Source organism: Sorangium sp. So ce1335, assembly GCF_051521615.1.
Classification (GTDB): domain Bacteria; phylum Myxococcota_A; class Polyangia; order Polyangiales; family Polyangiaceae; genus Sorangium.
The window spans coordinates 610,526-634,785 of the sequence record NZ_CP150363.1 but is presented as its reverse complement, the minus strand read 5'-3'; the positions used below and the strand labels follow the sequence as shown (position 1 = coordinate 634,785).

Sequence of the window (24,260 nt, the reverse complement as noted above, 5' to 3'; positions counted from 1 at the left end):
AGCCCACAAAAGAGCCGGTGAGGGTGGAAGATGCGGTGACCCGCCTGCGCGCCCAGGCGAACGCCGCGCAGGCGGAGGGCCGCTTCGCGGAGTCGCGCGACATGTGGCAGGCGGTATGGAGGATGGAGCGCTCGCAGGTGGCTGCCTGCAACATCGGCGCGCTCTCTTACCGGATCGGCGACGCGCCCGCTGCCGTGCGCTGGCTGTCGCTCTGCAAGGAGATCATGCGGCCGCCGAGCACGCCGGAGGAGCGTGAGCTCTACGAGTCACGGCTGTTCGATCTGGCGCGCGCGCGCCAGCTCGTGGGCGAGATCCGCATCATGCTCCCCGCCGGGGCGTCGTGCACCATCGACGGCGAGCCGGTCGCGATCGAGCGCGACAAGCTCATCCCCGTCAACCCCGGACGCCACACCATCGCCGCGACGCTGAGCGGCGCCGCCGTCCGGGTCGACACCGATGTTCGACGCGGAGAGGTCCGCGAGGTGCGGCTCGATCTGACCGCCCCGGCGCTCGGGCCCACGGCGGCGAGCGGCCCGGCGCCGGCGAGCGCGCCGCCAAGCTCGGGGCTGCGGACCGGCCTCATCGCTGGAGGGATCGGGGGCTCGGCGCTCTTCCTGGCGCTCGGCGGCGTGCTGATGGTCGTGGCGCACGACGCGGAAGCGAACCGGGACGAGACGGCGCGGAGCGTGGGCGGCAACAACTGCCTTCGCCTCATCGCCCCGGAGTGCAAGAAGGCCGCCGAGTACGAGGACACCATGTTCACGGCGCGCGAGCTCGGCACGGCCAGCTTCATCGCGGGCGGCCTGCTCGCAGCCGGCACGCTCGGGTTCGCGCTCCTCACGCACCAGCGCACCGAGATCACGGCGTCGGCCAGCGGCGTGGCGGTGCGGGGCGTGTGGTGATCCCCGACGTGGCGAGAGCGCGGGTGCCCGCCCGCCGTTCGCCGAGGTAGCGTGGTCACGGTACGCTGCGCTGAAGGGCCAGGGCCGCTCGCTGGACGGTCCGGGCGACGCGGTTATCCTGGAGCGCCGGAGGGGCCATGATCCGGCTGGAGCTCGCAGGCGCGCACACGCGGGTGCACTCGACGTTGTGCGGCGCCTGTCCGCAGGGGCCGACCGGCTGCTGCGCGAGCCCGCCAGGGGTCGAGTGGTCCGACATCGGGAGAATCGTGTCGCTCGGCGGCGCAGCCTGGCTGTTCGAGCAGATCGCCGCCGGCAGCCTGCGCCCTGGCCAGCGCGGCCTGCTCATCCTCCGCGTCGAGCCCCGGGACAGCGAGGGTCGCGCGCTGCCGAAGCGGTGCGCTTTCCACGGTCATGAGGGCTGCACCATCCCGCCGCAGCGGCGCGCGGCGACGTGCAATTACTACGTCTGCGACGACGCGTTCGCGCATGGCGGCGAGCCCGGCGGCGACCCTGAAGCGCTGGCGGGCCGCAGGGCCCAGGACGCGCTCGTGGACCTCTACGGGCGCTGGGACCTCGAGCTCGCCGCCCGCGTCCGTGAGGGCTGGCCTGACGGCCCTCCGTGGGATCAGGATTTCCTTGACTGGCTTGGTCGAGAATACGAGCGCCTCGCCTCCAGGGCGGCGTCGATCGCTCCGGCGCTCAAGGCGCGATAGCCCCGCTCAGGGTGCACGAGGCGCCGAAAAGGGCGGCGCGCAGCGGCCTACACTTTTCGAGCGTAATCGGATTCGCACCGCCGGCGCGACGCTGCGGGTGTGTTTTTTGTTGCGGAGCTGTTTGGATACACGCCGTGTTGGGACATACTCGCGCGCTCGATGACCTGGCTGCGTCCAGCGGGCAAATGCGTGCCCGCTCGGGTCGCGCCGAGGAAAGGAGACTCATGTCACGATGGTTGAAACTCTCGCTGATCGCCGTTGGCGCCAGCGCCCTCCTGGCGGCGTGCGGAGATGACGGCGATTCGTCGGCTGGATCCGGCAGCGCCAGCACCTCGTCCGCGAGCGGCACGGGGAGCGGCGGCGGCGATGCCTCCACGAGCACGTCGGCGTCGGGGACCGGCGGCGGCGACGGCGGCAACGGCGGCAACGGCGGCGGCGACGGCGGTGGCGCCTCCGCGCGCGCCGAGGCGGCTATCGAGGGGACGAGCTCGAGCGAGCTGTCCGGGACTGCCGTCTTCACGCAGAGCGGAGACGAGGTGACGCTCACCATCACGGTGTCCGGCTGCCCTGAAGGCGAGCACTCCGCTCATTTGCACGAGAACAAGAGCTGCGAGGACGACGCGAACGCCGCGGGCGGCCACTGGATCCCGAACGGAGAAGGGCTCGGCGGCTTCACCTGCGATGAGAGCGGCGCGGGCACGCAGACGGTCACGCGCGGCACCGACGTCTGGACCGTCGGCGACGGCGCCAGCACCGACGTGACGAAGTACTCGATCGTCATTCACGCCGCGGCCGATCCGGAAGCGGGTGGCCGCATCGGCTGCGGCCTCATCGAGCTGGAGTAGCCCTCCGCGACGCGACCTCCGCGCCCCTCGGAGCCTCCGCGGGGCGTGGACGCGCGCGCCGGCGCCGAGCCGCCGGAGCGGTCCCCGACCCGCGGTCGCGCGACGCCTCGCTGTCGGACGGCGACCCTAGCGGGACGCTCCGCCCGTCGCCGGCGTGATCTCCTGGCGCCGGAGCGTGACCGTGCGCTCGACGACGTCGGACGCGGCGAGCTGCAGGAACAGCGACTCGTCGAAGGATCCGGCGCGCGACACGACGACGACCTGCATCCCGACCGGGAGCTCGATGCTGAGCGGCGTCTTGCCGAGCTCCGTGCCGTTCCACGTCACCTTGGCGTCGGACGGCTCGCTCTTGATCGTGACCTTGGCCTTCAGGCCAGTGCTCTCCGGAGGGACCGGGGTCGTCTCCGTCGGCGCCGTCGTCGTCACCGGCTCCAACGCGTGCGCGGAGCCGTCCGGCTGCGCGCCACCCCGTTGCACCATCGCGACGACCCCCGCGGCCAGCAGCGCCGCCGCGCCGAGCGCCGTGAAGAGGTAGCCGCGCTGCCGCCAGGGCGAGGGCCGCCCCACCGTCGCGCCCAGGCTGTCGGGATCGGCCGCCGGCGGCTCGTGCTGGGGCTGGCCAGGGGAGCTGTGCTCGGTGAGGACCGGCAGCCCGCTCGCGGAGGGCCACATCGAGCGGTTCATCCCCATGACCATCGAGGCGCGGGGGAAGTCGCTGATCATCGAGGCGCGCTGGATGTCGCCGGTGACGTCGAGCGAGCTCAGGTACTCGAACTGCGCGGTGACCTGCTGGCGCACGAGCGCCCGGCTCTCCGCGAACATCTCGAGCACGTACGCGCCGAGCTGCTCCGTCCGGACGTCCTCACCCGAGACCAGGAGGTAGCCCTCCAGCGCGTCGCCCATCTCCTGCGCGGTGGCGTACCGCCGCGCCGGGTCGCGCTGGAGCGCCTTCGCCACGATCTCGTCGAGCGCCGGGTCGATGTCCGGCACCACGGTGGAGAGCCGGGGGATGTCCCGCGTGAGGAGCTGGTGCATCACGGCGACGTGATCGCCGTCGAACAGCCGGCGCATCGCCAGCAGCTCCCAGAGCACGATGCCGATCGCGAAGATGTCGGCCCGCCGGTCGACGTCCCCGCTCGCCATCGCCTGCTCGGGCGCGGCATACGCCATCTTGCCCTTGAAGGTGCCGTTCTCCGTGTGCGCCGCGTTGAGCGAGGCCTTCGCGACGCCGAAATCGACGATCTTCACGGCGCCGTCGTACGTGACGAAGATGTTGTGCGGCGAGACGTCGCGGTGGACGATGCCGAGGAGCTGCCCGTCGAAATCCGTGAGCTCGTGCGCGTAATGCAGGCCGCGGAGCGCCTCGGCGATGATCCTGATCCACGCCGTGCGCGTGAAGCTGGCGGCGCCATGACAGCCGCTCACGACCGCCCGCACGATGTCCTTCAGCGGCTGGCCTTCCAGGTACTCCATGACGATGAAGTACCCGCCGCTCTCGCCGCCGATCTCGTAGGTCTGGATGACGTTCGGGTGGTTGAGCCGAGCCGAGAGCTTGGCCTCGTCCAGGAACATCAAGACGTAGCGTGGGTCCTCCGCCATCCCGACGCGGAGGCACTTCACGACAACGAGCTTGTTGAACGACCCGGGCCCGCGCGAGACGGCGAGGAACACATCCGCCATCCCGCCGCGACCTAATTTTGCAACTAGGCGGTATCGACCAAGCAAGCTGTTACTCGCTTGCTTGTTCGTCGAGATGATTTGACCGCCTGCATTCACGACATCCCCCGCTATAAGAGCTTAACTACTCCGTTGACCTGAAGTTTGCAAAGACTTTTACGTTCGGAAACATGCGCGCACACCGGACGCGTGTGGCGCGCTGCACCATCGCCCTGCCGTCGCGGCGCGGCATCCTGGCGCGGCGCTTCATGGCCGCCAGGAGAGCCACCGCGTCGAAGAGAAAAATCGTAGGGCTGCTGACATCGTGGTCCGCGTCGAACCTCGTGGTAGGTGACCGAGCACAGATCGTATTCGGGACCACATATCCATCGAGTTCGGCAGCGTGATTGTACACCGGCGGCTCCGAGCACGGTGGCCGCAACGGGCCAGCGCTGGCCGAGCTCATGTCGGTGATGGCGCCTGTTGGTGATGGTGCCAACACGCTGCTGAACGGCGTCCCGTGGAGGTCAGCGCCAGGAGCGATGTCCGCCCTGCGCGGAGCCGCCGCCGGCGTGGCTCCGCGCAGGGCGGTCAGGGGACTACCAAGGGTCCTGCGTCCAGAACCTGCGCACGACCTCGAGCGTGGCGTCGAGCTGCTCGAAGTGGGGGAGCCCCCGCGTCGGCGCGACGCGCGCGATCTCGACGCGCGGGTTCTGCTGCGCGAGCTCGTCGAGGCGGTCGAAGTGCGCGTGCGGGTCGCGATCGTGCAGGACCAGCGTGGGGACGGGCAGACGCGCGTAGAGGCGCTGGAAGGCATCCTCGGTGAACAGGTCGCCGGCGATGAACGCGAGCGGGGCGCGGTGGGCGCCAGGCTCCTTCGATGTGTGGATGGCGTAGTCGACAAGGCCGGGATCCGGCTCGCCGACGAAGCTCTTCTTCAGGAACCAGCGGATGCTCGGCGGCGTGACGAGCGCGCGGAAGAGCGCCTCGGACAGGCGGGGTACGTGCGAGATAGCCCGGAGCAGGAATCCCGCGCCGGGCGCCTCGCGGCCGAGCCCCGTGGGGGACACGAGCACGAGGCTGTGGACGAGGCTCATCTCCTCGCAGGCGACGGCGGCGGCGAACTCCGAGGACAGGGACAGCGCGATGACGTCGGCGCCGCCCGGCTCGCGCACCACGTCCGTGAGGAACCGGCGCACGGCGGCGCGATAGAGCTCGCGGTCGTAATCGCGATCGTCGCGCTCCGAGAGGCCGAACCCCGGGAGATCGAGCGCATAGACGGGCCGCTCCGCGCGGAGCGCGTCGAACAGGGGAGCCACCTCCTTCGAGGAAGCGGCCGCGTCGATCGCGTGCAGGAGCACCACCGGGCGCCCGGCGGCGCGCGTGTCCACGTAATAGGCGAGGCGGCCCGCGCTCCACGTGTCCACGTGCCGGACCTCCGCGTCGAGCGCAGGGGCGAGGGGGGCGCGCTCCGCCTTGCGGAGCACGCGCGGCGCGAGCCGTCCAACGACCGCATCGAGGCTCATCGCGCGCGCCGCCATCACGTCTCCTCCGGCGAGAGCATGCCCTCGTCGTCCGCGCGCTCGATGTCCGCCATGCTGGCGGTCCTCGGCGCCGGTCGCTCGTCGACGCGGCCGCCGTCGGCCGGTCGGTCCTCGTCGGCCTCGCGGCGCCTGCCGCGCGCAGCTTGATCCGAGACCTCCTGCGCGGCGCGCACAAGCCTCTCCAGGCGCTCCTCCTCCAGGTGATGGCGCGCCCCGTCCAGACCTCCGTGCCGATCCTCGTAGGGGTGGTGCACGGGATGCGGCGGGCCCTGGGGCACCGTGCGATCAGGTCGAACCGTCATGCTCAGCTCCTTTCGCAGGAACCGAAGAGCACGGACCATGCCCCCGCAGATCGCGGCTCCAGAGACTCTCGTGCAGCGAATACCGGGCTGAACAGGCGCAAACGCGCCCCAGGCGTGACGTTTCGCCTCAGGGGACGTTCGTGGCGCGAGATGTGTACTTCACGCCCATCCGCCGTGTCGCGGACGAACGAACGTGAGGTCCCCGCGCCGCCCCGGGCGCCGGAGCTCAGCCGGCGACTTCGAGCTTGCGGCCAGAGGGCTTGTTGATGTCCGCGAAGAAGTCGTTGCCCTTGTCGTCCACAACGATGAAGGCGGGGAAGTCCTCGACCTCGATCTTCCAGACCGCCTCCATGCCGAGCTCGGGGTACTCGAGGACCTCGACCTTCTTGATGCAGTCCTTGGCGAGACGCGCGGCCGGGCCGCCGATCGAGCCGAGATAGAAGCCGCCGTGCTTCTTGCACGCCGCGGTGACCGCGGGGGAACGGTTGCCCTTGGCGAGCATGACGAAGCTGCCGCCGTTCGCCTGGAAGAGATCGACGTACGCGTCCATGCGGCCGGCCGTGGTCGGCCCGAACGAGCCGGAGGCGTAGCCCGCCGGCGTCTTCGCGGGGCCGGCGTAGTAGACCATGAACTCCTGCATGTAGCTCGGCATGCCGTCGCCGCGATCGAGGCGCTCCTTGATCTTGGCGTGCGCGATGTCGCGCGCGACGATCATCGGCCCGGTCAACGAGAGCCGCGTCCGGATCGGGTACTTCGAGAGCTCCGCCCGGATCTCGCGCATGGGGCGGCGGAGATCGAGCTTCACGACCTCGCCCCCGAGATCCGCCTCGGTGGGGTCGGGCAGGTACTTCGCGGGATCGGCCTCGAGCTGCTCGAGGAAGATGCCCTCGCGCGTGATCTTGCCGAGCGCCTGGCGGTCGGCGGAGCAGGAGACGGCGATGCCCACCGGGCAGGAGGCGCCGTGGCGCGGCAGGCGGATGACCCGCACGTCGTGGCAGAAGTACTTGCCCCCGAACTGGGCGCCGATCCCGGTGCGCTGCGCGAGCTCGAGGACCTTCTGCTCGAGGTCGCGGTCGCGGAAGCCGCGGCCGCGCGCGTTGCCCTCGGCCGGGAGCGTGTCGAGGTAGCGCGCCGAGGCGAGCTTCGCGACCTTGAGCGTGTGCTCGGCCGAGGTGCCGCCGACGACGATCGCGAGGTGGTACGGCGGGCACGCCGCCGTGCCGAGCGCGCGGATCTTCGCCTCGAGGAACGAGAGGAGGCTCTCCGGGTTCAGGAGCGCCTTGGTCTCCTGGTAAAGATAGCTCTTGTTCGCCGAGCCGCCGCCCTTCGCCATGAAGAGGAACTTGTAGGCGTCGCCGTCCGTCGCGAAGATCTCGATCTGCGCAGGGAGGTTGTCGTTCGTGTTGACCTCCTTGTACATGTCGAGCGGCGCGAGCTGCGAGTAGCGGAGGTTCTGCGCGCGGTAGGTGTCGAAGACGCCGCGCGCGATCGCGGCCTCGTCGCCGCCGCCGGTGAAGACGAGCTGGCCCTTCTTGCCCATGACGATGGCCGTGCCGGTGTCCTGGCACGACGGGAGCACGCCCCCCGCGGCGATGCTCGCGTTCTTGAGGAGCTCGAGGGCGACGAAGCGGTCGTTCGAGGAGGCCTCGGGATCGGCGAGGATGCGCGCGAGCTGCGCGAGGTGACCGGGCCGGAGGAGGTGCGCGATGTCGCGCATGGCCTCGCGCGCGAGCAGGGTGAGCCCCTCCGGCTCGACCTTGAGGAAGGTCGAGCCGGCGGCGTCGAAGGTGGAGACATGGTCGCGGCTGACGAGGCGGTAAGGCGTCTCGTCATGGCCGAGGGGCAGCATGTCCTGGTACTGAAAATCGGTCATCGTTCGGGTCTCCGGGGGCAGGAGGCAGCGGTCCCCCTTCTTTGCACGGCGGAGGCCCCGGGCTCAACACTTGCCCGGCGCCGTCCCGTCACGCGCTGAGCGCGCGCTCGATGCCGTCGAGGGTGGCTGAAATCGACCGCAGGAGCGGCTCGCGGGCGGTCCGCAGGAAGAAGTGCCCGCCGGGGAACACCTCGACCCGGAAGGGCCCGCGCGTGTGCTGGCCCCAGGCCTCGAGATCGGCGGCGGCCGCGCGCTCATCGTCCACGCCGCCGAAGGCCGAGATCGGGCAGTCGAGCGGGGCCCCGGCGACGAACGGCTCGGCCTCGTTGACCGCCAGGTCGGCGCGGAGGACGGGCATGAAGAGCGCGAGGAGCTCCGGATCGCTCAGGACCTCCTCGGGCGTGCCGCCGATGCGGCGGAGCCACGCCAGGAACTCGTCGTCCGGCAGGTCGTGGAGCGGCGCGGAGGCGGGCAGGTGGGGCGCGCGTCTGGCCGCGACGAACAGGTGGCGCGGGGACGGAGCGCCCCGGCGGCGCAGCTCGCGCGCGAGCTCGAAGCTCACCAGCGCGCCCATGCTGTGGCCGTAGAAGGCGAACGGCTTCGCGAGCCAGCCGTCGAGCGCGCTCGCGAGGGCCTGCACGAGCGGCGTGAGGCGCTCGATCGGCGGCTCGCCGAGCCGCGCCTCCCGGCCGGGGAGCTTGATCGCGCAGAGCTCCGTGTGCGCGGGGAGCTCGCGCCACCAGGCGCTGTAGATGGACGCGCCGCCGCCCGCGTACGGAAAGCAGAAGAGGCGGAGCCGGGAAGCGGGGTTCGGTCGGGGGCAGCCGACCCACGCGCTGGACGTCGAGGGCGTGGTCATTGGTGGCGCTCAGGGTAGCTCGCCGCGCCCGCTCGCTACCACTTGCTGCCGAGCGCCACGCGGATGGTCGCGACCTTGCCCTGATCGAGCCCGAAGCCGAGATCGTCGTCCAGCGCGACGAGCGCGCCGACGCGGGTGAACGAGCCCTTCACGAGCGGCTCCCAGTCGATGAACGGCTCGGCCGCGAGCTGGGCTGAGTTGCTGGACGAGAGGGGGAACGCCGCCTGGAGGCGCATGCCGATGCCGAAGCTACCGAACGGGCGAAACGCGATCTCGTTGCCCTGCTCGATCACGGACTTCGTCATGTCGCCGTCCCGGGTCGGGACGAAGAACTGAGCCGCGACGTCGTGCGTGAGGAACAGCATCTTGCCGAAATGGATCTCGGTCCCGACGCGCGCGCGGAAGGCCCAGTGCCCGAGCAGCACGCGCTGCGCGTCGAAGTAGGCCCGCGCGGGGAAGTTCGCCACCGACGCGACCTCGAGCCTCCGCCCGGGGTGCGGATGGAGCGGGATCGTCATGCCCATGCCGCCGAAGAGCGCCAGGTTGGGCAGCAGGTTGCCCGCGTAGTGGAGGCCGAACGTGGGATTGCCGAGGAAGAACCTGCTGTAGCGCGCGTCGCTCTCGAACTGCCTGCCGAACAGATCCGTGGACTGCGGGCCCACGACATCGCCGTAGGCGAACGGCATCTCCGCGTCGAGGTGGAGACCGGCGAAGAGCTTGTACTGCGCGGCGGCGGTGATGGCGATGCCGAGCCGCTCGGAGTCCGTGACCTCGACCTCGCCCGGATCGCCGCCGACCTCCGCGGCGTACGTCTGATACGACGAGCTGAGGACGTCGATCTCGAATCCGAACCGGCCTCCCTGGCTCTTCGCCCAGCGCTCCTTCGTCTTGTCCGTGATGGGCTGACGCGGCGCCGCCTCCTGCGCGAGCGCTGGCGCGGCCAAGGAGAGCATGAGGAACAGGGTACCAAGAGACGCTTTGGTCGTGCTCACCTGGTGTCTCCCATCTCGTTCTGGACTCGAGGGGTGCGCGGGCGATTGACCACCTTGTCGCACTGCCGCCGCCGCGCCGCCGCGCCGCACGGGCGAGGCCCCATGAACCGCGGCGCTCGCCCGGATCAATGCAGCCCGAGCGCGCTGGATGCAAGCTTTTTGACCGCTGAGGCCCTGCGACGCCCCGCGTCGGGACAGGGTCAGAAGGAGGAAAGCACTCGCCTGGAAGGAGCCAACGAGCTGGAGCGACGACGGCGTCCACGCGATCCTGACCGCGGGGGATGGCGCGCGCGCTCCGTCGCGGCGCTCCGGGCCTCCACCGGCGAGAGCGTGCCGGTCGCGATCCACGGGACACGGGAGCACGGGCACGCTCCGCGCCGCGCGAGGGGCGCGCTCCGCCGGGGCGCCGGGCGGCGCCGATGATGGGGCCACCGGGCTGCCCGCGCCCTCGGCCCGCAGGGCGCGGCGCCGAGCGGCTGGGTGCTTGAGGCCGCCGGCGCCAGCGGGCATGCCAGATGCCTTCGATGGGCACGGCCATGGAGCGATCCCTCCTGTGCCAGTCCGGGGAGCCGTGGATCGACGTGAGCGTGCCGATCCGTGACGGCACGTGCGCTGTCCTGGGGGATCGACGACGCTCCGGCGCGGATCGCCTCACGCTGGCGGCGATGGGGGACCGATCCGGAGTGAGCCGAGGAGGCTGGACATGGAGCACGTGAACATTCGTGATGTGCCGATCCCGGCGAGCCGGATCGGCCTCGGGACGTGGGCCATCGGCGGGTATCAATGGGGTGGCGCCGACGATGATGTGTCGGTTCGAACGATTCACGCGGCGCTCGACCACGGGATCAACCTGATCGACACCGCGCCTGCCTATGGGTTCGGGCACTCCGAAGAGGTCGTCGGCCGGGCGATCGCCGAGCGGGGCCAGCGCGACCGGGTCGTCCTCGCGACAAAGGTTGGCCTCGAGCGGCGCGGAGACGCGCTCTTCAGGAACGGGACGCGAGCGCAGATCCTGGAGGAGATCGAGCTCTCGCTCAGCCGGCTGCGCACCGACTACATCGACCTGTACCAGGTCCATTGGCCGGATCCACAAACACCCTACGAAGAGACGGCCGAGGCCCTCCTCGATCTACAGCGGGAGGGCAAGATCCGCGCGATCGGCGTCTCCAACTATCCGATCGACGCGATGCTGCGGTTCCGCGCCGTCGCGCCGATCGCCTCGGCCCAGCCGCCGCTGAACCTCTTCGAGAGGCAGGCGGAGGCCGACATCCTGCCCTGGTGCCGCGACAACGGGGTCGCAACGCTCACGTACGGCGCGCTCTGCCGCGGGCTCTTGAGCGGCGCGATCGACGAGAAGACCGAGTTCCTTGGTGACGACCTCAGGAGGGTCGACCCGAAGTTCCAGCCGCCGCGCTTCGCGCAGTACCTCGACGCGGTGAGGCGCCTCGAGCGGTTCGCGCGCGACCGCTACGGCCGGAGCGTGCTCGCGCTCGCGGTACGCTGGGTGCTCGATCAACCCGGCGTCTCGGTGGCTCTCTGGGGAGCCCGGCGGCCGGAGGAGCTCGCGCCGATGAGGGATGTCATGGGCTTTGGCCTCGACGACGAGGCCTGCGCCCATATCGACGCTGTGCTCGCCCAGACGGTGAACGACCCGGTGGGTCCCGAGTTCATGGCGCCGCCGGAGCGGCCCGCCGAGGAGGGGGAGCGCTCGGCAGCTTGACGGCGCGGAGGATCTGCCATCTGGCCCGGGGGTCGCGGGCCAGACCTCCCAGAGCGGGCTTGCCGCGATTGTACAGGCGACCCATGGAACGCATCGCGCGGCGGCGCGCGAGCCAATGCGCGCAGGAGGGGAACGCGTGAGATCGGTTGCTGCCTTCATGTCCGACGGGGTGGTGCGCCTCGTGGAGGAAGACGGACCGGATGCCCTGCCGCTGGCGCGCGGGCACGTGCTGCTTCGCCCACTCGAAGTCGGCGTGTGCGGAACGGACCGCGAGATCGCGGCGTTCGCTTATGGATCCGCGCCTCCAGGGAAGGATCGGCTCGTGCTTGGACACGAGGCTGTCGCGGAGGTCGCGCGGACCGGCGAGGGTGTGGAGCGCGTTCGTCCCGGAGATATCGTGGTGCCGATGGTGCGCCGGCCCTGCGACCGCGTCGAGTGCCCGGCCTGCCGCGCGGGGCGCCAGGACTTCTGCACGACGGGCGAGTTCATCGAGCGCGGGATCTGCAGGGCGGACGGCTTCATGACCGAGCTGGTCGTCGACGAGGAACGCTACCTCGTTCACCTCCCAGCGGCGGCCAGCGAGCTCGGCGCCCTCGTCGAGCCGCTGAGCATCACGGCCAAAGCGCTCGCCCAGCTCGACGCCATCCGGACGCGCCTGCCATGGGATCATGACGGGACGCGCGGCCTGGTCCTCGGCGCTGGGCCGATCGGCGTGCTCACGGCGATGGGCCTGGTCGCGAAGGGAGCTCGGACGGTCGTCTACTCGAGAGAGCCCGAAGACGACGACCGGGCGCAGCTCGTGCGCGGCATCGGCGCCGACTACGTTTCGAGCGGGTCCACGGACGTCCATGGGCTCGTGCGCCGCGCCGGGCGGTTCGACGTGATCATCGAAGCGGTCGGCGTGCCCGAGTTCGCGTTCCGGACCGTTCCTGCGCTGGCGCCCAACGGCGCGTTCATCGTCACGGGCGTCCCCGCGCCGAGGCCCGCGATCGACTTCGACGCAGCCGGCTTGATGCGCGATCTCGTCCTGCAGAATCAGGTGATCTTCGGGACCGTCAACGCCGGTCACGATTCCTACGAGGAAGCCGTTCGCATGCTCGAACGGTTCCTGATCCTCTTTCCCGACGCGGTGCGACGGGTGATCCAGCGGCGCGTCGCGCTCGACGAGGCGCCAGCCTTGCTGCGACAGCCAGGGGGCGGCGTGAAGACGGTGATCCACATCGCCGAGGCCGGAGCGGCGACGCGCGACCAGCGGATCCCGACGCCCGGGCGGGCCGCGGCGCGATCGGATCGCGGAGGGTGAGCGCGCGATGAGCCAGACGCGAAAGCTGCGGAGCCAGGCCTGGTGGGACGATGAGACCGCTCCGGACATGACGGCGCTGTACGTCGAGCGTTACCTGAACTTCGGGCTGACGCTGAAAGAGCTGCAGTCCGGCCGCCCCATCATCGGGATCGCCCAGACGGGGAGCGATCTCGTGCCATGCAATCGACACCTGGTGAGCCTGGCCGCGCGGATCAAGGAGGGCGTGCGCGACGCAGGCGGGATCCCGCTGGAATTTCCGGCTCACCCCCTCCAGGAGACGGGCAAGAGGCCCACCGCAGCCCTCGACAGGAACCTCGCGTACCTCGGGTTGGTGGAGGTGCTCTTCGGATATCCGCTCGACGGCGTGGTGCTCACGACGGGCTGCGACAAGACGACGCCGTCCTGCCTGATGGCGGCGGCGACGGTCGATCTGCCCGCGATCGTGCTCTCGGGCGGGCCGATGTTGAACGGGTATTACCAGGGAAGGCGCGCCGGCTCGGGGCTCGTGCTGTGGGAGGCGCGCAGGCTGCTGGCGGCCGGCGAGATCGGCTACGCGGAGTTCATGGACATGGTCGCCGCGGCCGCGCCCAGCGCAGGACACTGCAACAGCATGGGAACGGCGCTGTCGATGAACGTCCTCGCCGAGGCCCTCGGGATGTCGTTGCCCGGATGCGCCGCGATCCCGGCGCCGTACCGGGAGCGGGCGCAGATGGCGTACGCGACCGGACGCCGGATCGTGGAGATGGTCCACGAGGACCTGAGGCCGAGCGCGATCATGACCAAGGCGGCGTTCGAGAACGCCATCGCCGTCGCAGATGCGATCGGCGCGTCGACCAACTGTCCGATCCACGTGAACGCCATCGCGCGCCACATCGGGGTCGAATTGACCAACGACGATTGGCAGAGGGTGGGGAAAAGCGTGCCCTTGCTCGTCGACTGCCAGCCCGCCGGGCGCTTCCTGGGAGAGGACTTCCATCGCGCGGGAGGGGCGCCCGCCGTCATGAACGAGCTGCTCCGCGCCGGCCGCCTCCACGCGGATGCCCGCACGGTGTCCGGACGCACCGTGGGGGAGAACGTGGCGAACGCCGCCGCCACCGACCGCGACGTGATCCGACGGTACGAGGAGCCCCTGCGCCCCACGGCAGGCTTGCTCATCCTGAGCGGGAACCTCTTCGACTCGGCCGTCATGAAGACGAGCGTCATCGGAGAGGCCTTTCGCGACCGCTACCTGTCGGACCCCGAGCACCCCGACGCCTTCACGGCGCGGGCCGTCGTCTTCGAGGGGCCGGAGGATTACCACGCGCGCATCAACGACCCATCGCTCGAGATCGACGAGAGCTGTATCCTCGTCATGCGCAACACGGGGCCGGTCGGCTATCCGGGCTCCGCGGAGGTCGTGAACATGCAGCCGCCCGACGCGCTGATCCGGCGCGGGGTGATGTCGCTGCCGACGCTCGGCGACGGTCGCCAGAGCGGTACGTCGGACAGCCCCTCGATCCTGAACGCGTCGCCCGAGTCCGCGATGGGAGGGGGCCTCGCGCTGCTCCGGACCGGGGATCGCATCCAGGTCGACCTGCGCCGGCGCCGCGTGGACGTGCTGCTCTCCGACGAGGAGATCGAGCAGCGCCGCAAGTCCATCACGACGCCCCACCGCGAGAGCCAGACTCCATGGCAGGAGCTCTACCGGAGCTCGGTCGGTCCGCTGTCCACCGGCGCGTGCTTCGAGCCGGCGATCCGGTACCAGCGCCTCGTTCAGCTCCGCGGGCTGCCTCGCCACTCGCACTGAACGGATCGGGAAGCATGAGGTGAGAGCCATGAGCATGCACAAGGCGGGGCCGGTCGTCGTGCTGGACCGCGATTTCGGCGACATCGATATCGAGCGCTCCATCATGGAACCGGCCGGCCTGGAGGTGGTCGCCGCGCAATGCAAGACCGAAGAGGACGTCGTTGCCGTCGCGCGCGACGCCGCCGGCGTGCTCACGCAGTACGCAGAGGTCAAGGAGCGAGCCATCGCTGGGCTCCGGCGCTGCCGGGTGATCGCTCGGTACGGCACCGGCGTCGACACCGTCGACGTCGCGGCGGCGACGCGGCGTGGGATCCGCGTGACCAACGCGCCGAACGAGTGGTGCGCCGACGAGGTCGCCGACCACGCCGTGGCGCTCCTGCTCACGCTCGCCCGCAAGCTCCCCGCGTACGATCGCGCCACGCGCCGCGGCTCCTGGTCGTGGCAGGACGGCCGGCCCATCCACCGCATGCGGGGGGCGATCCTGGGCCTGCTGTCGTTCGGGGCGATCGCGCGGGGCATCGGCGCGCGGATGGCGAGCTTCGGCGTGCGCGTGACGGCGCACGACCCGTTCCTCGATCCGGACGAGATCCGCGCCGCCGGCGCTGCCCCCGTGTCCTTCGACGCGCTCCTGGAGCGCTCCGACTACGTCGTCGTCCAGGCGCCGCTCACGGCCGAGACGCGTGGTCTCATCGGGGAGCGCGAGCTCCGGCGCATGAAGCCGACAGCGATCCTCGTGAACACGGCCCGCGGGCCCATCATCGACGACCACGCCCTGTACCGGGCGCTCCGGGAGGGATGGATCGCAGGAGCCGGGCTCGACGACATCGCCGAGGAGCCGGCGAAGCGGCGCGGCTGGACGCCGGCGAGCCCGCTCTTCTCGCTCGATAATGTCGTCGTGACGCCTCACGCGGCCTACTACTCGGAAGAGTCGCTCGAGTTCGTCCGCCGGTTCGCGGCGAACGAGGTCGTTCGCGTCCTCTCCGGGCAAGAGCCGATGTCGCCCGTGAACCTGAAGGCCGCGTGAGGTCGCCTGCGCCGGCGCCGGCGGGCACGGCGGCGGTCAGGTTCGAACATGGGCGCCTGGCTCCGGACGCGCGCGGCCGAAGGCGTCGCTCCTGCCCCAGCGCCCAGGGATGTCGAGGAGCCGGATCTCCCCGAGCTCGGCAGGGACCGCCGGATCGACGACCAGGCGGTTACCCACCGGATCGAGCCCGAGCAAGGCGCGGAGAAAGAGCAGAGGAGCCCCGGCGGCCCACGCCTGCGGGCTGCACGCGGTAGGATACTCGACCGGAAACTTCGTGAGCTCTCGCGGATAACCGGCGAACGCCTCCGGCAAGCGGTGATGGAAAAAGGGAGCCGCGGCCAGGTTGCTCGTCGCCACACGCCCGGCCTCCACGCTGAAGCCATAGCGCCGGAGCCCCAGCGCGATCAGCGAATTTTCGTGCGGCCACACCGTCCCCACGTGATATCCGATGGGGTTGTACGCGCCTTCGTCGTCGGCCATCGTACGCACCCCCCAACCGCTGAACAGGCGGGGGCCGAGGAGGTGCTCGACCACGCGTTCGGCCCTGGATTCCTCGACGATGCCGCTCCAGAGCAGGTGGCCGATGTTCGAGGTCAGGGAATCGACCCTGCGCTTCTGGCCATCCAGGGCGAGCGCGAAGAACCCACGATCGTCGAGCCAGAAGTCCCGGTTGAAGCGACGCTTCAGCTCCTCCGCCTCTCGCTCCAGACGCGCCGCGAGCTCGGGGTCCCGCCAGAGCTCGCGCGCGAGCCGGGCGCTCCGCACCTTCGCGTCGTAGACATAGCCCTGGATCTCACAACACGCGATGGGCCGCGGCGCGAGCGATCCGTCATGGAACGCGATGGAGTCCCATGAGTCCTTCCAGCACTGGTTCTCCAGGCCCGTCTCGGGGTTGCGCGTGTCGTACTCGACGTACCCGTCGCCGTCCTGATCTCCCCACGCGTCGATCCACCGGAGGGCGGCGCGCGCGGCGTGCTCCATCGACAGGACGAGCTCCGCGTCGCCGGTCCAGCGCTCGTACTCGTCCAGCAGGATCAGGAAGAGCGGCGTCGAGTCGGCAGCGCCGAAATAGGGAGAGTGCGGCCGCTCTTCGAAGGCGGTCAGCTCGCCCCATCGGACCTCGTGGAGGATCTTCCCCGGCTCCTCGTCGCGGAAATCGTCCCGGCGGGTGCCCTGGCGGCGCGCGAGGTAGCGGACGGTGGAGCGCGCGAGCTCGGGGACGAACGGCAACGCTTGCAGGCTCGTGATGATGCTGTCGCGACCGAACGCCGCCATGAACCACGGCAGGCCAGCGGCCGGTATGGCGGCGTCCGGCATGAGCTTCGAGAAGAAGCGCAGCGCGGCCAGGTCGATGAGGCTCCGCTCGTACGTCCGCGCGAGGGGGTCGTTCGAGGTGATGAGCCGTGGCGCCCTGTCGAGCCAGCTCTCCAGGCTGGTGCCGATGTTCGGGCGCGCGTGGCTCTCGCCGTGGGCGTACTTCACCCGGCTGTGCCGCTCCTCCAGCCCGTCGATGGCCGCCAGGACGTCGAGGCAGGTGCTCCAGGTGCCGTGCGGCTCGATGTGCACCCGGAAGGCGAGGCCGCTCGGATCGATCCGCGCGGGCTGCGATGCCGAGATCCATGTCTCGCGCACGAAGCGCTCGCGCCGGTATCCGAGCACGAGTCGGTTGTCCTCGATGCGGTGATAGTGCTCGCCTTTCTTTCGAAGCATGTCCTTGACCTCGAACAGGTCAGCGAAATCGGCGGCGGCCCGGATGCGGACGTCGAGATCGACGGGGACCTTGTCGTGGTTCATGAGCAGGAGGTCCTCGTGGAACCCGTCGCCCGCGAACCGGGTCCGAACGACCGACAGGGTCGATTGGACGTACATCGCAGCAGGCCTCGGCACGAGGAAGAACTGGGCCTGGAAGTACTGCACGTCGTCCGTGGACAGCGCGGCCGGCACGACGCCGTCGATCGTCAAGATCCATTCGGAGAGAAAGCGCGTGTCGAGGTGAAAGAGGCCGAGCGGACGGTTGATCGAATGTTCGATGTTGCCGCGCAGGTCGCTGACGACGAACGTGCCGCCATCCAGGATGCTCACTTGCCGTTCCATGTTCCCCTCCGACGACGATCAGCCTGCGCGTCGCTCCGGGAGCTCGCTCGTCCCCCGGGGCGTCGCTTCGGGAGCCCGTCCGTCGCCCGGACAGAAGGCGCTCTGGAACAGCTGCGCGACGGCCAGGTCTCCGCGCACACCGACGCGGCCCTGCATGATCGCGGTGATCAGGTTCTGTTCGCCGTGGACGATGCGCGAGAAGTCGTCGAGCGAGCAGGAGAGCTCACAATCCTCGCTCGCGCCCTCGGGCGCGATCCTGAACGACCCATCATCGACCTCCACCACGACGCGCTCGCCGTCGGTGAGCGTCAGAGCACATACCTTCCGCGTGCCTCGCAGACGGGCGTCGTACCGCCCCACCACGAGGGCCTGGATGAGATCTCTTGCCTGCCGCATGATGAATCCGTGTATCCGGGTTGCCGGTCTCGCCGTCGCGGCCTCGGCAGAGCAAGGGGCGTGCCCATTGCTGTGATGTCACGGAGCGGTTTGGGCGCGCAGCGGCTCCTCGTGGTGGCGCGGTCAATCCCGGAGCCCGACTTCGCGGTCCGGGTGGCAGCGGCAGGTCGGGCGCCCGCCCGCTCCTCGAGCGCCCTCCGACCCCCACCGATTGCCCGGTTGGACCTGGAGCGTGCGAGCACGTCGGAGCTGGCGCCGCGCGTCGGATCAGGCTGTCCGGGCAGGCAGCTCTCGCCTCCGGGCTTGCGGACCGGGCATCGGCGCGCATGTACTGGCCATGCCAGCTCCGATCGAACACTATGCTCTCATCGGTGACACGACGACGGTCGGCCTGATCTCACGTAGCGGCTCGCTCGACTGGCTGTGCCTGCCGCGCGTCGACTCGGATGCGTGTTTCGCCAGGCTGCTCGGGCATGACGACCACGGTTACTGGACGCTCCGGCCAGCCACGAGGATACGAAGCGTGGAGCGGCGGTATCGGCCAGACACGCTGATCCTCGAGACCGAGTTCTCCTGTGACAGCGGACGGGCGCGGGTCATCGACTTCATGCCTCCGTGGGCCGCCGCGCACGATGCCGCCCGGATCGACGAGGGAGCCCAGGGGGTCGCCGCGCACGACGTCATCCGGATCGTCGAGGGGATCGAGGGCCAGGTCCCGATGCACTCCGATCTGAAGGCGCGGTTCGGCTATGGCCGCGTGATCCCCTGGATCAGGTGCGATGAATGCCGGGCCACGCTCACGTCCGGGCCGGCCGCGCTCGCGTTCAGCAGCCCTGCGCCGCTCGACCCCGACTGGAGCGCCGCGCGGCTGGAGGCGAGCTTCATCATCCGCGCGGGGCAGCGCCTGCCGTTCACCCTCACCTATTACCCGTCGCACGAGCACGCGCCCGACCACCCCGTCGACGCGGAGCGGGAGCTCGCGCGAACCGAGCGTCACTGGCGGGCGTGGGCGAGCCGCTGTCCCTACCAGGGCCGCTTTCGCGACGCCGTTGTGCGATCGCTCCTCACGCTGAAGGCGCTCACCTATGCGCCCACGGGCGGCATCGTGGCGGCGCCGACGACGTCGTTGCCGGAGGATCTCGGCGGCGTTCGCAACTGGGACTATCGCTACTGCTGGTTGCGGGACTCAACCCTGACGCTCGACGCGCTGATGCGCGGCGGGTACCTGGAGGAGGCCCAGGCGTGGCGCGACTGGCTCATGCGCGCCGTGGCCGGCGCTCCAGCGCAGCTGCAGATCATGTATGGCGTGGCCGGCGAGCATCGGCTCACCGAGGTCGAGCTGTCGTGGCTCCCTGGATACGAGGAGTCGAAGCCGGTGCGGATCGGCAATGGCGCATACGATCAGTTCCAGCTCGATGTCTACGGCGAGGTGCTCAACACGCTCTACGATGCCCACGTGCAGGGGCTGCCGGATCTGCCGCACACCTGGGACCCCATCGTGGAGATCGTCGACTTCGTCGAGAAGGCCTGGCAGCGGCCGGACGAGGGCATCTGGGAGGTCCGCGGGGCGAAGCAGCTCCACTTCACGCACTCGAAGCTGATGGCCTGGGTGGCCGTCGATCGCGCCGTGCGCATGATCGAGGAGTTCGGCGTAGGCGGACAGCATCGCCTGGGGAAGCGGGCCCAGCGCTGGCGCGCGTTGCGCGAGGAGATCCGCAGCGACCTGCTCACGCGCGGGTTCAACGCGCGCGTCGGCGCGTTCACGCAGTCGTACGGCTCGGACGCCCTCGACGCCAGCGTGCTCTTGATCCCGCACATGGGCTTCCTGGCCGCGGACGATCCGCGCATGCTGTCCACCGTCGCGGCGATCGAGGAGGGCCTCACCCGGGATGGTCTCGTCCTGCGCTACGCGACCGAGACGGGAGTGGACGGTCTGCCGGGCCACGAGGCGACGTTCCTCATCTGCAGCTTCTGGCTCGCCGACAACTACGCGATGGCCGGCCGCCTGGACGACGCGGAGGCGCTCCTCGGTAGGCTGGTATCGCTCTGCAATGACGTCGGCCTGCTCTCCGAGGAGTACAGCCCTGAGCTGGGTCGCCAGCTCGGCAACTTCCCGCAGGCGTTCTCTCACATCGGGCTCGTCAACACGGCTCACATCATCGACGCGAAGCGCGCCGGGAAGGAGGTGTCCCTCCCGTCGGCGGCGTAGGCTCCGGGCCCCCGCCCCGGCGCTCCGTCAACGCTGGCAACGCGGGCCGACCGTCGCGCCAGCGCGGCGGTCCGTCAACGCCTCCCGCCCGCCGCTCCCGCCCGCGCCTCCAGGCGTGCAGCGAGCGCCCGGCGCTCCTCCGACTCCGCGCCTCCGCGCGCGCGCAGCGCGAGCGCCAGCACGCGCGGGAGATCGAGCGCCGCGCCGCGGGCGCGCATCTCCTGATACGACCGCTCGTAATCGCGAGGCACCCGCAGCGACCAGTTGTGGTCGCCCATCGTCCCGGGAGCGTTGTAGATCTCCTTGAGCCCGAGCAGATCGGAGAAGAAGACCATCACGTTCGACGCCTGGCTCGCGAAGAGGTCCGCGAACTTGGCCTGCGCGAGCGCGCGCGGGTCGGACGCGAGCGCGCGCGCCATCGCCCCCTCCTCGGCCGGCGAGGGCGCGAGGCGCGAGGCCAGGTACGCCGCCTGCCGCTCCAGCGCGCCGCTCCGCTCCCACGCGTCGAGGAGCCTCCAGAGCGGCGGCGTGTCGTGGGTCCCCACCATGATCCAGTCGGAGGGCCCGGCGTTCTCGCTGCGATAGACGTCCTTCGGGTTGTCGAGATCGGCCTTCTGCGTGACCCGGAAGCGACCGAGCCCGTGCCGCTCGAGCACGGCCCGGAGCGGGAACGGGAGCGTGCTCAGCACCTCGCACACGATGTCGGTCGTCGCGCGCCCGCGCGCCTCGGCGCAGCTCGCGATCGTGTCGAAGATGACGCTGTAGCGCCCGACCTGCTCCGGCGTCAGCGCGGTGACCCAGTCGTCGGCATACCGGGGCACGGCGCGGTTGAGCTGCGCGGGAGAGACGATGGCGTAGCGGGCGAGCAGCGGGTGATCGGGCAGATCGGGCGACGAGAAGAGCCGCGCGCCGCCCTGGACCGCGCGGAGCGGATCGGGGGCGTCGGCGACATAGACCCAGGGGCAGACGAGGCCGTGCGGGTGGTCGAGGCGCACGCCGTCGAACTCGTCGAACATCTTGTCCATCCGCGCCCGCACGAGCGCGAGCGCGCCGGAGGAGGCGTCCGTGTACTGCGCCGGATCGAGGACAGGGTAATTCCACACCTGGCCCTCCGGGTTGGTCCGGCTCGGCGGCGCCCCCATGAGATAGCCCTTCAGGAAGACCGATTGATGTGCCCAGGCGTCCTGGGGCGAATAACCGATCTGCAGATCGCCATAGAGCTTGAGCCCGAGCGCGGCCGTCACGCCCCGGAGCGCCGCGTGCTGCTCGTGCGCGAGGAGCTGGCAGAAGGCGTAGAAGTCGACGTCGTCGCGATGCCTGTCGAGGAGCTCCCGCCGGCGATCCTCGCAGGCGACCACCTCGCCGGGGCCGGGCGCGAAGAGGCGGCGGTCGAGATCCGGCGCGCCGGTCCAGCCGTGGAACCAGCCGCTCCGGTGCTCCTCGCAGAGGGGAGCGTAGAGCGCGTCCCGCTCGATCCACGCCGCGTTCCGCTTCCTGAACGCGTCGAGGCGGGCGGCGAGGTCGTCGAGCTCGCCGCGCCTCCGCCGCTCGACGTACGACGCGAACGCCTCCCGGAGCGCGGCGCGCTGCGCGCGGTACGCGTAGCCGTGCTGCGCGCGCCCCTCGTGGCCGCCGGGCTTGCCGGCGACGATCTTCGCCACCGACCCGGGGCGAAGGAGCGCGCCCCAGGGGCCGTCCTCCGTCAGCCGGGCGAGCGCGATCGACAGCGTGCTCCGCGAGAAGATGGTGCCGTCGTAGGGAGATGCGTTGTCGGCCGAGGTCTCGCCCTGAGGGCCGAGCTGGATGCCGTTGAACCCGAGATCGCGCGCGAACCGGAGGAACCGGCGGCCCCCCTCGGTGTACGGGGAGCCGCGCCCGGTGTCCTCCGCGTCCTCGGACGGGAAGCTCGGATCGTGGATCGCGAGCACCAGGTTGCGGATGCCCAGGAGCTGCAATGCGGCCCTGACGAGCTCCCGCTCGTCCTCGCCCGCTCGAGCCTGGGCCGGCGCCACGTTGCCCTTGTCGGTCCCGACGTCGTTCATCGCGCTAGGTATAGCGATGAAGGGATCGGCCCGCCAAGACACGAAACAAGGGACAATTCTGCCTCAGTGAGGAGACTACGCAGCCGTACGGCGAGCCCCGATGGAGGCTGTCAGACGCCGAGGCGCGTGCCCGCCGTGACGCCCGAGGCGGCCCCCGCGGCGCCCGCCATCGGGAGCGTGAAGAAGAACGTGCTCCCCTCCCCCACCTTGCTCTCGACCCAGATGCGCCCGCCGTGGATCTCGACGAGCGCCTTCGCGATCGAGAGGCCGAGCCCCGTGCCCTTGTGGGCGGTCTCCTTCGCCTGCCAGTAGCGCTCGAAGATGCGCGTTCGCTGATCCTCCGGGATGCCCGGGCCGGTGTCGCGCACCGAGAGGAGCACCTCCCGGCCCCACGGCTCGGCGCGGAGCGCGACCTCGCCGCCCGCGGGCGTGAACTTGATCGCGTTGCCGACGATGTTCGCGATCACCTGAAGGACCCGCTCGCGATCGCAGAGCGCCCGCTCGACGCCGATGGCGACCCCCTGGTCGATGCGCAGCGATTTCTCGGCCGCCTCCTCCCGCAAGAGCTCGATGGCGTCGCTCAGCAGGACGGCGACGTCGTGCGGCGCCGGCTGGATCGAGATGTGGCCGCCGTCGAGCTTCGCCAGGTCGAGCAGATCGCGGATGAGGCGGTTCATGCGATCGGCCGACTTCTGGATGCGCTCGACAGGGCGCCGCATATCGGCCGCGTCGTCCGTGCCCGGCAGCTTCCGGCGCAGGATGCTCGTGTTCATGACGATGGTCGCGAGCGGGCTCTTGAGGTCGTGCGACACCACCGCCACGAGCTCTTCGCGGGCGCGGATCGCGCGCTGCGCGCTCTCGTAGAGCCGCGCGTTGTCGATCGCCAGGGCGGCCCGACGCCCGAGCTCCTCGGCGAGCGCCCGGTCCTCGGCGCCGTACAGCAGATCGTCGCGGCCGGAGGCGATCGTGAGCACGCCGAGCATCGTGCCGCGGGTGACGAGCGGCACGGAGATGTAGCGCCGGAGGCCGAGCTCCTTGAGGAGCGCCTCGCTGGCCGACACGGGCGGCTCGCTGTCGCGCGCGCCCGGCCCGCGCTCCGCGTCGGCGGGCGCGCCCGCGACCTCGCAGAGCACCGCCTCACCCGTCTCCAGCACGCGCGCCACGCCGGCCGGGAGGACCGAGTCCATCGGCGTCTGGCCCTGCAGGAGGCGCGCGAGCTCGCTCTTCTGCGGGTCGGCGTGGACGACGACGGCGCGCCGGAGCATCGCCTCGCGCTCCATCATGTCGACCATGCACCAGTCCGCGACGAACGGGACCGGCAGGCGCGCGACGCGCACGAGCGTCGCCTCGTAGTTCAGCGAGCTGGAGAGCAGCCGGCTCGCCTCCGAGAGGAACGCGGCGCGGCGCTGCGCCGCCTCCGCCGCCGCGCGCCCCGCCTCCGCGGCGGCGAGGTGCCGCGCCCGCTCGCGCTCGTTCTCGAGCATGCGGGCGTAGAGCAGCCGGTGGACGAGCGCCGTGCGGAACGTGCCCGCGAGCCGGCGCATCATGCCCCGGTACCGCGGCGCGAACGGGGGCTCGCCCTCGAAGCAAAGGATGAGGCTGGAGGCGCCGCTGTCGCCCTGCCCCTCCAGCGAGAAGTGCCATGTCACGAGCCCGGGCCGCGCGAGCTCGGGGTATGGCAGGCAGAGGCCCTCGCACGCCTCGCCCGGCGCGCCCGCCGCGGACGCCGGGGGCGGGGACCGCGGCGGGATGGGCAGCGCGCGCGAGCTCGCCGAGAGCCCCGCGGCGTCGAGGAGCCGAGGGGCGAGCGGCGTCGGCTCGACGAGCACGATGACCGCGACGCAGCTCAGCCGCTCGGCGAGCCGCTCCAGGAAGACGGCCATCGACTGGCGTGGATCGAACAGGTCGAGCGCTGCGACCGTGAGCTCCTGGAGGACGCTGAGGAGCGCCAGCCGTTCCTCCTGGATCTCGTGATCTTCATCGCTCGCCATAGGCAGGGC

General features: G+C 70.7%; 18 protein-coding genes. 8 read left to right on the top strand and 10 right to left on the bottom strand.

Going from position 1 to position 24,260, the window contains the following annotated elements:
• Positions 1-35: 35 nt before the first annotated feature.
• From WMF24_RS02270 to WMF24_RS02260, 3 genes are all read left to right on the top strand, one after another.
• Complete coding sequence (locus tag WMF24_RS02270; protein WP_437734692.1) at positions 36-902, top strand: hypothetical protein; 867 nt, start codon at positions 36-38, stop codon at positions 900-902.
• A 137-nt stretch (positions 903-1,039) separates the two neighbouring features.
• Positions 1,040-1,615, top strand: coding sequence for a hypothetical protein (locus WMF24_RS02265; RefSeq protein ID WP_437734691.1), 576 nt, complete (start codon positions 1,040-1,042; stop codon positions 1,613-1,615).
• Positions 1,616-1,839: 224 nt separating this feature from the next.
• Positions 1,840-2,460 (top strand): superoxide dismutase family protein, encoded by a 621-nt coding sequence (locus WMF24_RS02260; protein ID WP_437734690.1) that lies wholly within the window; start codon positions 1,840-1,842, stop codon positions 2,458-2,460.
• A 126-nt stretch (positions 2,461-2,586) separates the two neighbouring features.
• Here the strand turns inward: WMF24_RS02260 and WMF24_RS02255 are convergent, their stop codons facing one another.
• The 6 genes from WMF24_RS02255 to WMF24_RS02230 all read right to left on the bottom strand — a co-directional run bounded on the left by WMF24_RS02255 (position 2,587) and on the right by WMF24_RS02230 (position 9,686).
• Positions 2,587-4,140 carry a protein kinase domain-containing protein gene (locus WMF24_RS02255; RefSeq protein WP_437734689.1) on the bottom strand — a complete coding sequence of 518 codons (1,554 nt, stop codon included), beginning with the start codon at positions 4,138-4,140 and terminating at the stop codon, positions 2,587-2,589.
• 575 nt (positions 4,141-4,715) lie between these two features.
• Positions 4,716-5,657 (bottom strand): alpha/beta fold hydrolase, encoded by a 942-nt coding sequence (locus WMF24_RS02250; protein ID WP_437734688.1) that lies wholly within the window; start codon positions 5,655-5,657, stop codon positions 4,716-4,718.
• The gene (locus tag WMF24_RS02245) at positions 5,657-5,962 is read right to left on the bottom strand and encodes a hypothetical protein (protein WP_437734687.1); all 306 of its coding nucleotides are present in this window, start codon (positions 5,960-5,962) and stop codon (positions 5,657-5,659) included. Before WMF24_RS02245 ends, WMF24_RS02250 begins: the two co-directional genes overlap by 1 nt.
• A gap of 226 nt (positions 5,963-6,188) precedes the next feature.
• Entirely contained in the window at positions 6,189-7,835 is a 1,647-nt protein-coding gene (locus WMF24_RS02240; RefSeq protein ID WP_437734686.1) for a fumarate hydratase, read from the bottom strand.
• Between the two features lie 88 nt (positions 7,836-7,923).
• Entirely contained in the window at positions 7,924-8,694 is a 771-nt protein-coding gene (locus WMF24_RS02235) for a thioesterase II family protein (RefSeq protein WP_437734685.1), read from the bottom strand.
• Between the two features lie 35 nt (positions 8,695-8,729).
• The gene (locus WMF24_RS02230; RefSeq protein WP_437734684.1) at positions 8,730-9,686 is read right to left on the bottom strand and encodes a hypothetical protein; all 957 of its coding nucleotides are present in this window, start codon (positions 9,684-9,686) and stop codon (positions 8,730-8,732) included.
• Between the two features lie 703 nt (positions 9,687-10,389).
• Here WMF24_RS02230 and WMF24_RS02225 point away from each other — a divergent pair.
• The 4 genes from WMF24_RS02225 to WMF24_RS02210 all read left to right on the top strand — a co-directional run bounded on the left by WMF24_RS02225 (position 10,390) and on the right by WMF24_RS02210 (position 15,519).
• Positions 10,390-11,406: an aldo/keto reductase gene (locus tag WMF24_RS02225; protein WP_437734683.1), complete on the top strand. Its 1,017-nt coding sequence runs from the start codon at positions 10,390-10,392 to the stop codon at positions 11,404-11,406.
• A gap of 136 nt (positions 11,407-11,542) precedes the next feature.
• Positions 11,543-12,709, top strand: a complete 1,167-nt coding sequence (locus WMF24_RS02220; protein WP_437734682.1) for a glucose 1-dehydrogenase — start codon at positions 11,543-11,545, stop codon at positions 12,707-12,709.
• A 7-nt stretch (positions 12,710-12,716) separates the two neighbouring features.
• On the top strand, positions 12,717-14,495 hold the full coding sequence (locus WMF24_RS02215; protein ID WP_437734681.1) for an IlvD/Edd family dehydratase: 1,779 nt from the start codon (positions 12,717-12,719) through the stop codon (positions 14,493-14,495).
• Positions 14,496-14,523: 28 nt separating this feature from the next.
• Positions 14,524-15,519: a C-terminal binding protein gene (locus WMF24_RS02210; RefSeq protein ID WP_437734680.1), complete on the top strand. Its 996-nt coding sequence runs from the start codon at positions 14,524-14,526 to the stop codon at positions 15,517-15,519.
• Positions 15,520-15,555: 36 nt separating this feature from the next.
• Here the strand turns inward: WMF24_RS02210 and WMF24_RS02205 are convergent, their stop codons facing one another.
• The gene (locus tag WMF24_RS02205; RefSeq protein WP_437734679.1) at positions 15,556-17,613 is read right to left on the bottom strand and encodes an amylo-alpha-1,6-glucosidase; all 2,058 of its coding nucleotides are present in this window, start codon (positions 17,611-17,613) and stop codon (positions 15,556-15,558) included.
• Between the two features lie 18 nt (positions 17,614-17,631).
• Positions 17,632-18,009 carry an SCP2 sterol-binding domain-containing protein gene (locus tag WMF24_RS02200; RefSeq protein WP_437734678.1) on the bottom strand — a complete coding sequence of 126 codons (378 nt, stop codon included), beginning with the start codon at positions 18,007-18,009 and terminating at the stop codon, positions 17,632-17,634.
• A gap of 337 nt (positions 18,010-18,346) precedes the next feature.
• Here WMF24_RS02200 and WMF24_RS02195 point away from each other — a divergent pair, with 337 nt between their 5' ends.
• Complete coding sequence (locus tag WMF24_RS02195) at positions 18,347-20,218, top strand: glycoside hydrolase family 15 protein (RefSeq protein ID WP_437734677.1); 1,872 nt, start codon at positions 18,347-18,349, stop codon at positions 20,216-20,218.
• Positions 20,219-20,292: 74 nt separating this feature from the next.
• Here the strand turns inward: WMF24_RS02195 and WMF24_RS02190 are convergent, their stop codons facing one another.
• Positions 20,293-22,260 carry a 4-alpha-glucanotransferase gene (locus WMF24_RS02190; protein ID WP_437734676.1) on the bottom strand — a complete coding sequence of 656 codons (1,968 nt, stop codon included), beginning with the start codon at positions 22,258-22,260 and terminating at the stop codon, positions 20,293-20,295.
• A 110-nt stretch (positions 22,261-22,370) separates the two neighbouring features.
• On the bottom strand, positions 22,371-24,251 hold the full coding sequence (locus tag WMF24_RS02185) for an ATP-binding protein (RefSeq protein ID WP_437734675.1): 1,881 nt from the start codon (positions 24,249-24,251) through the stop codon (positions 22,371-22,373).
• Positions 24,252-24,260: the final 9 nt, after the last annotated feature.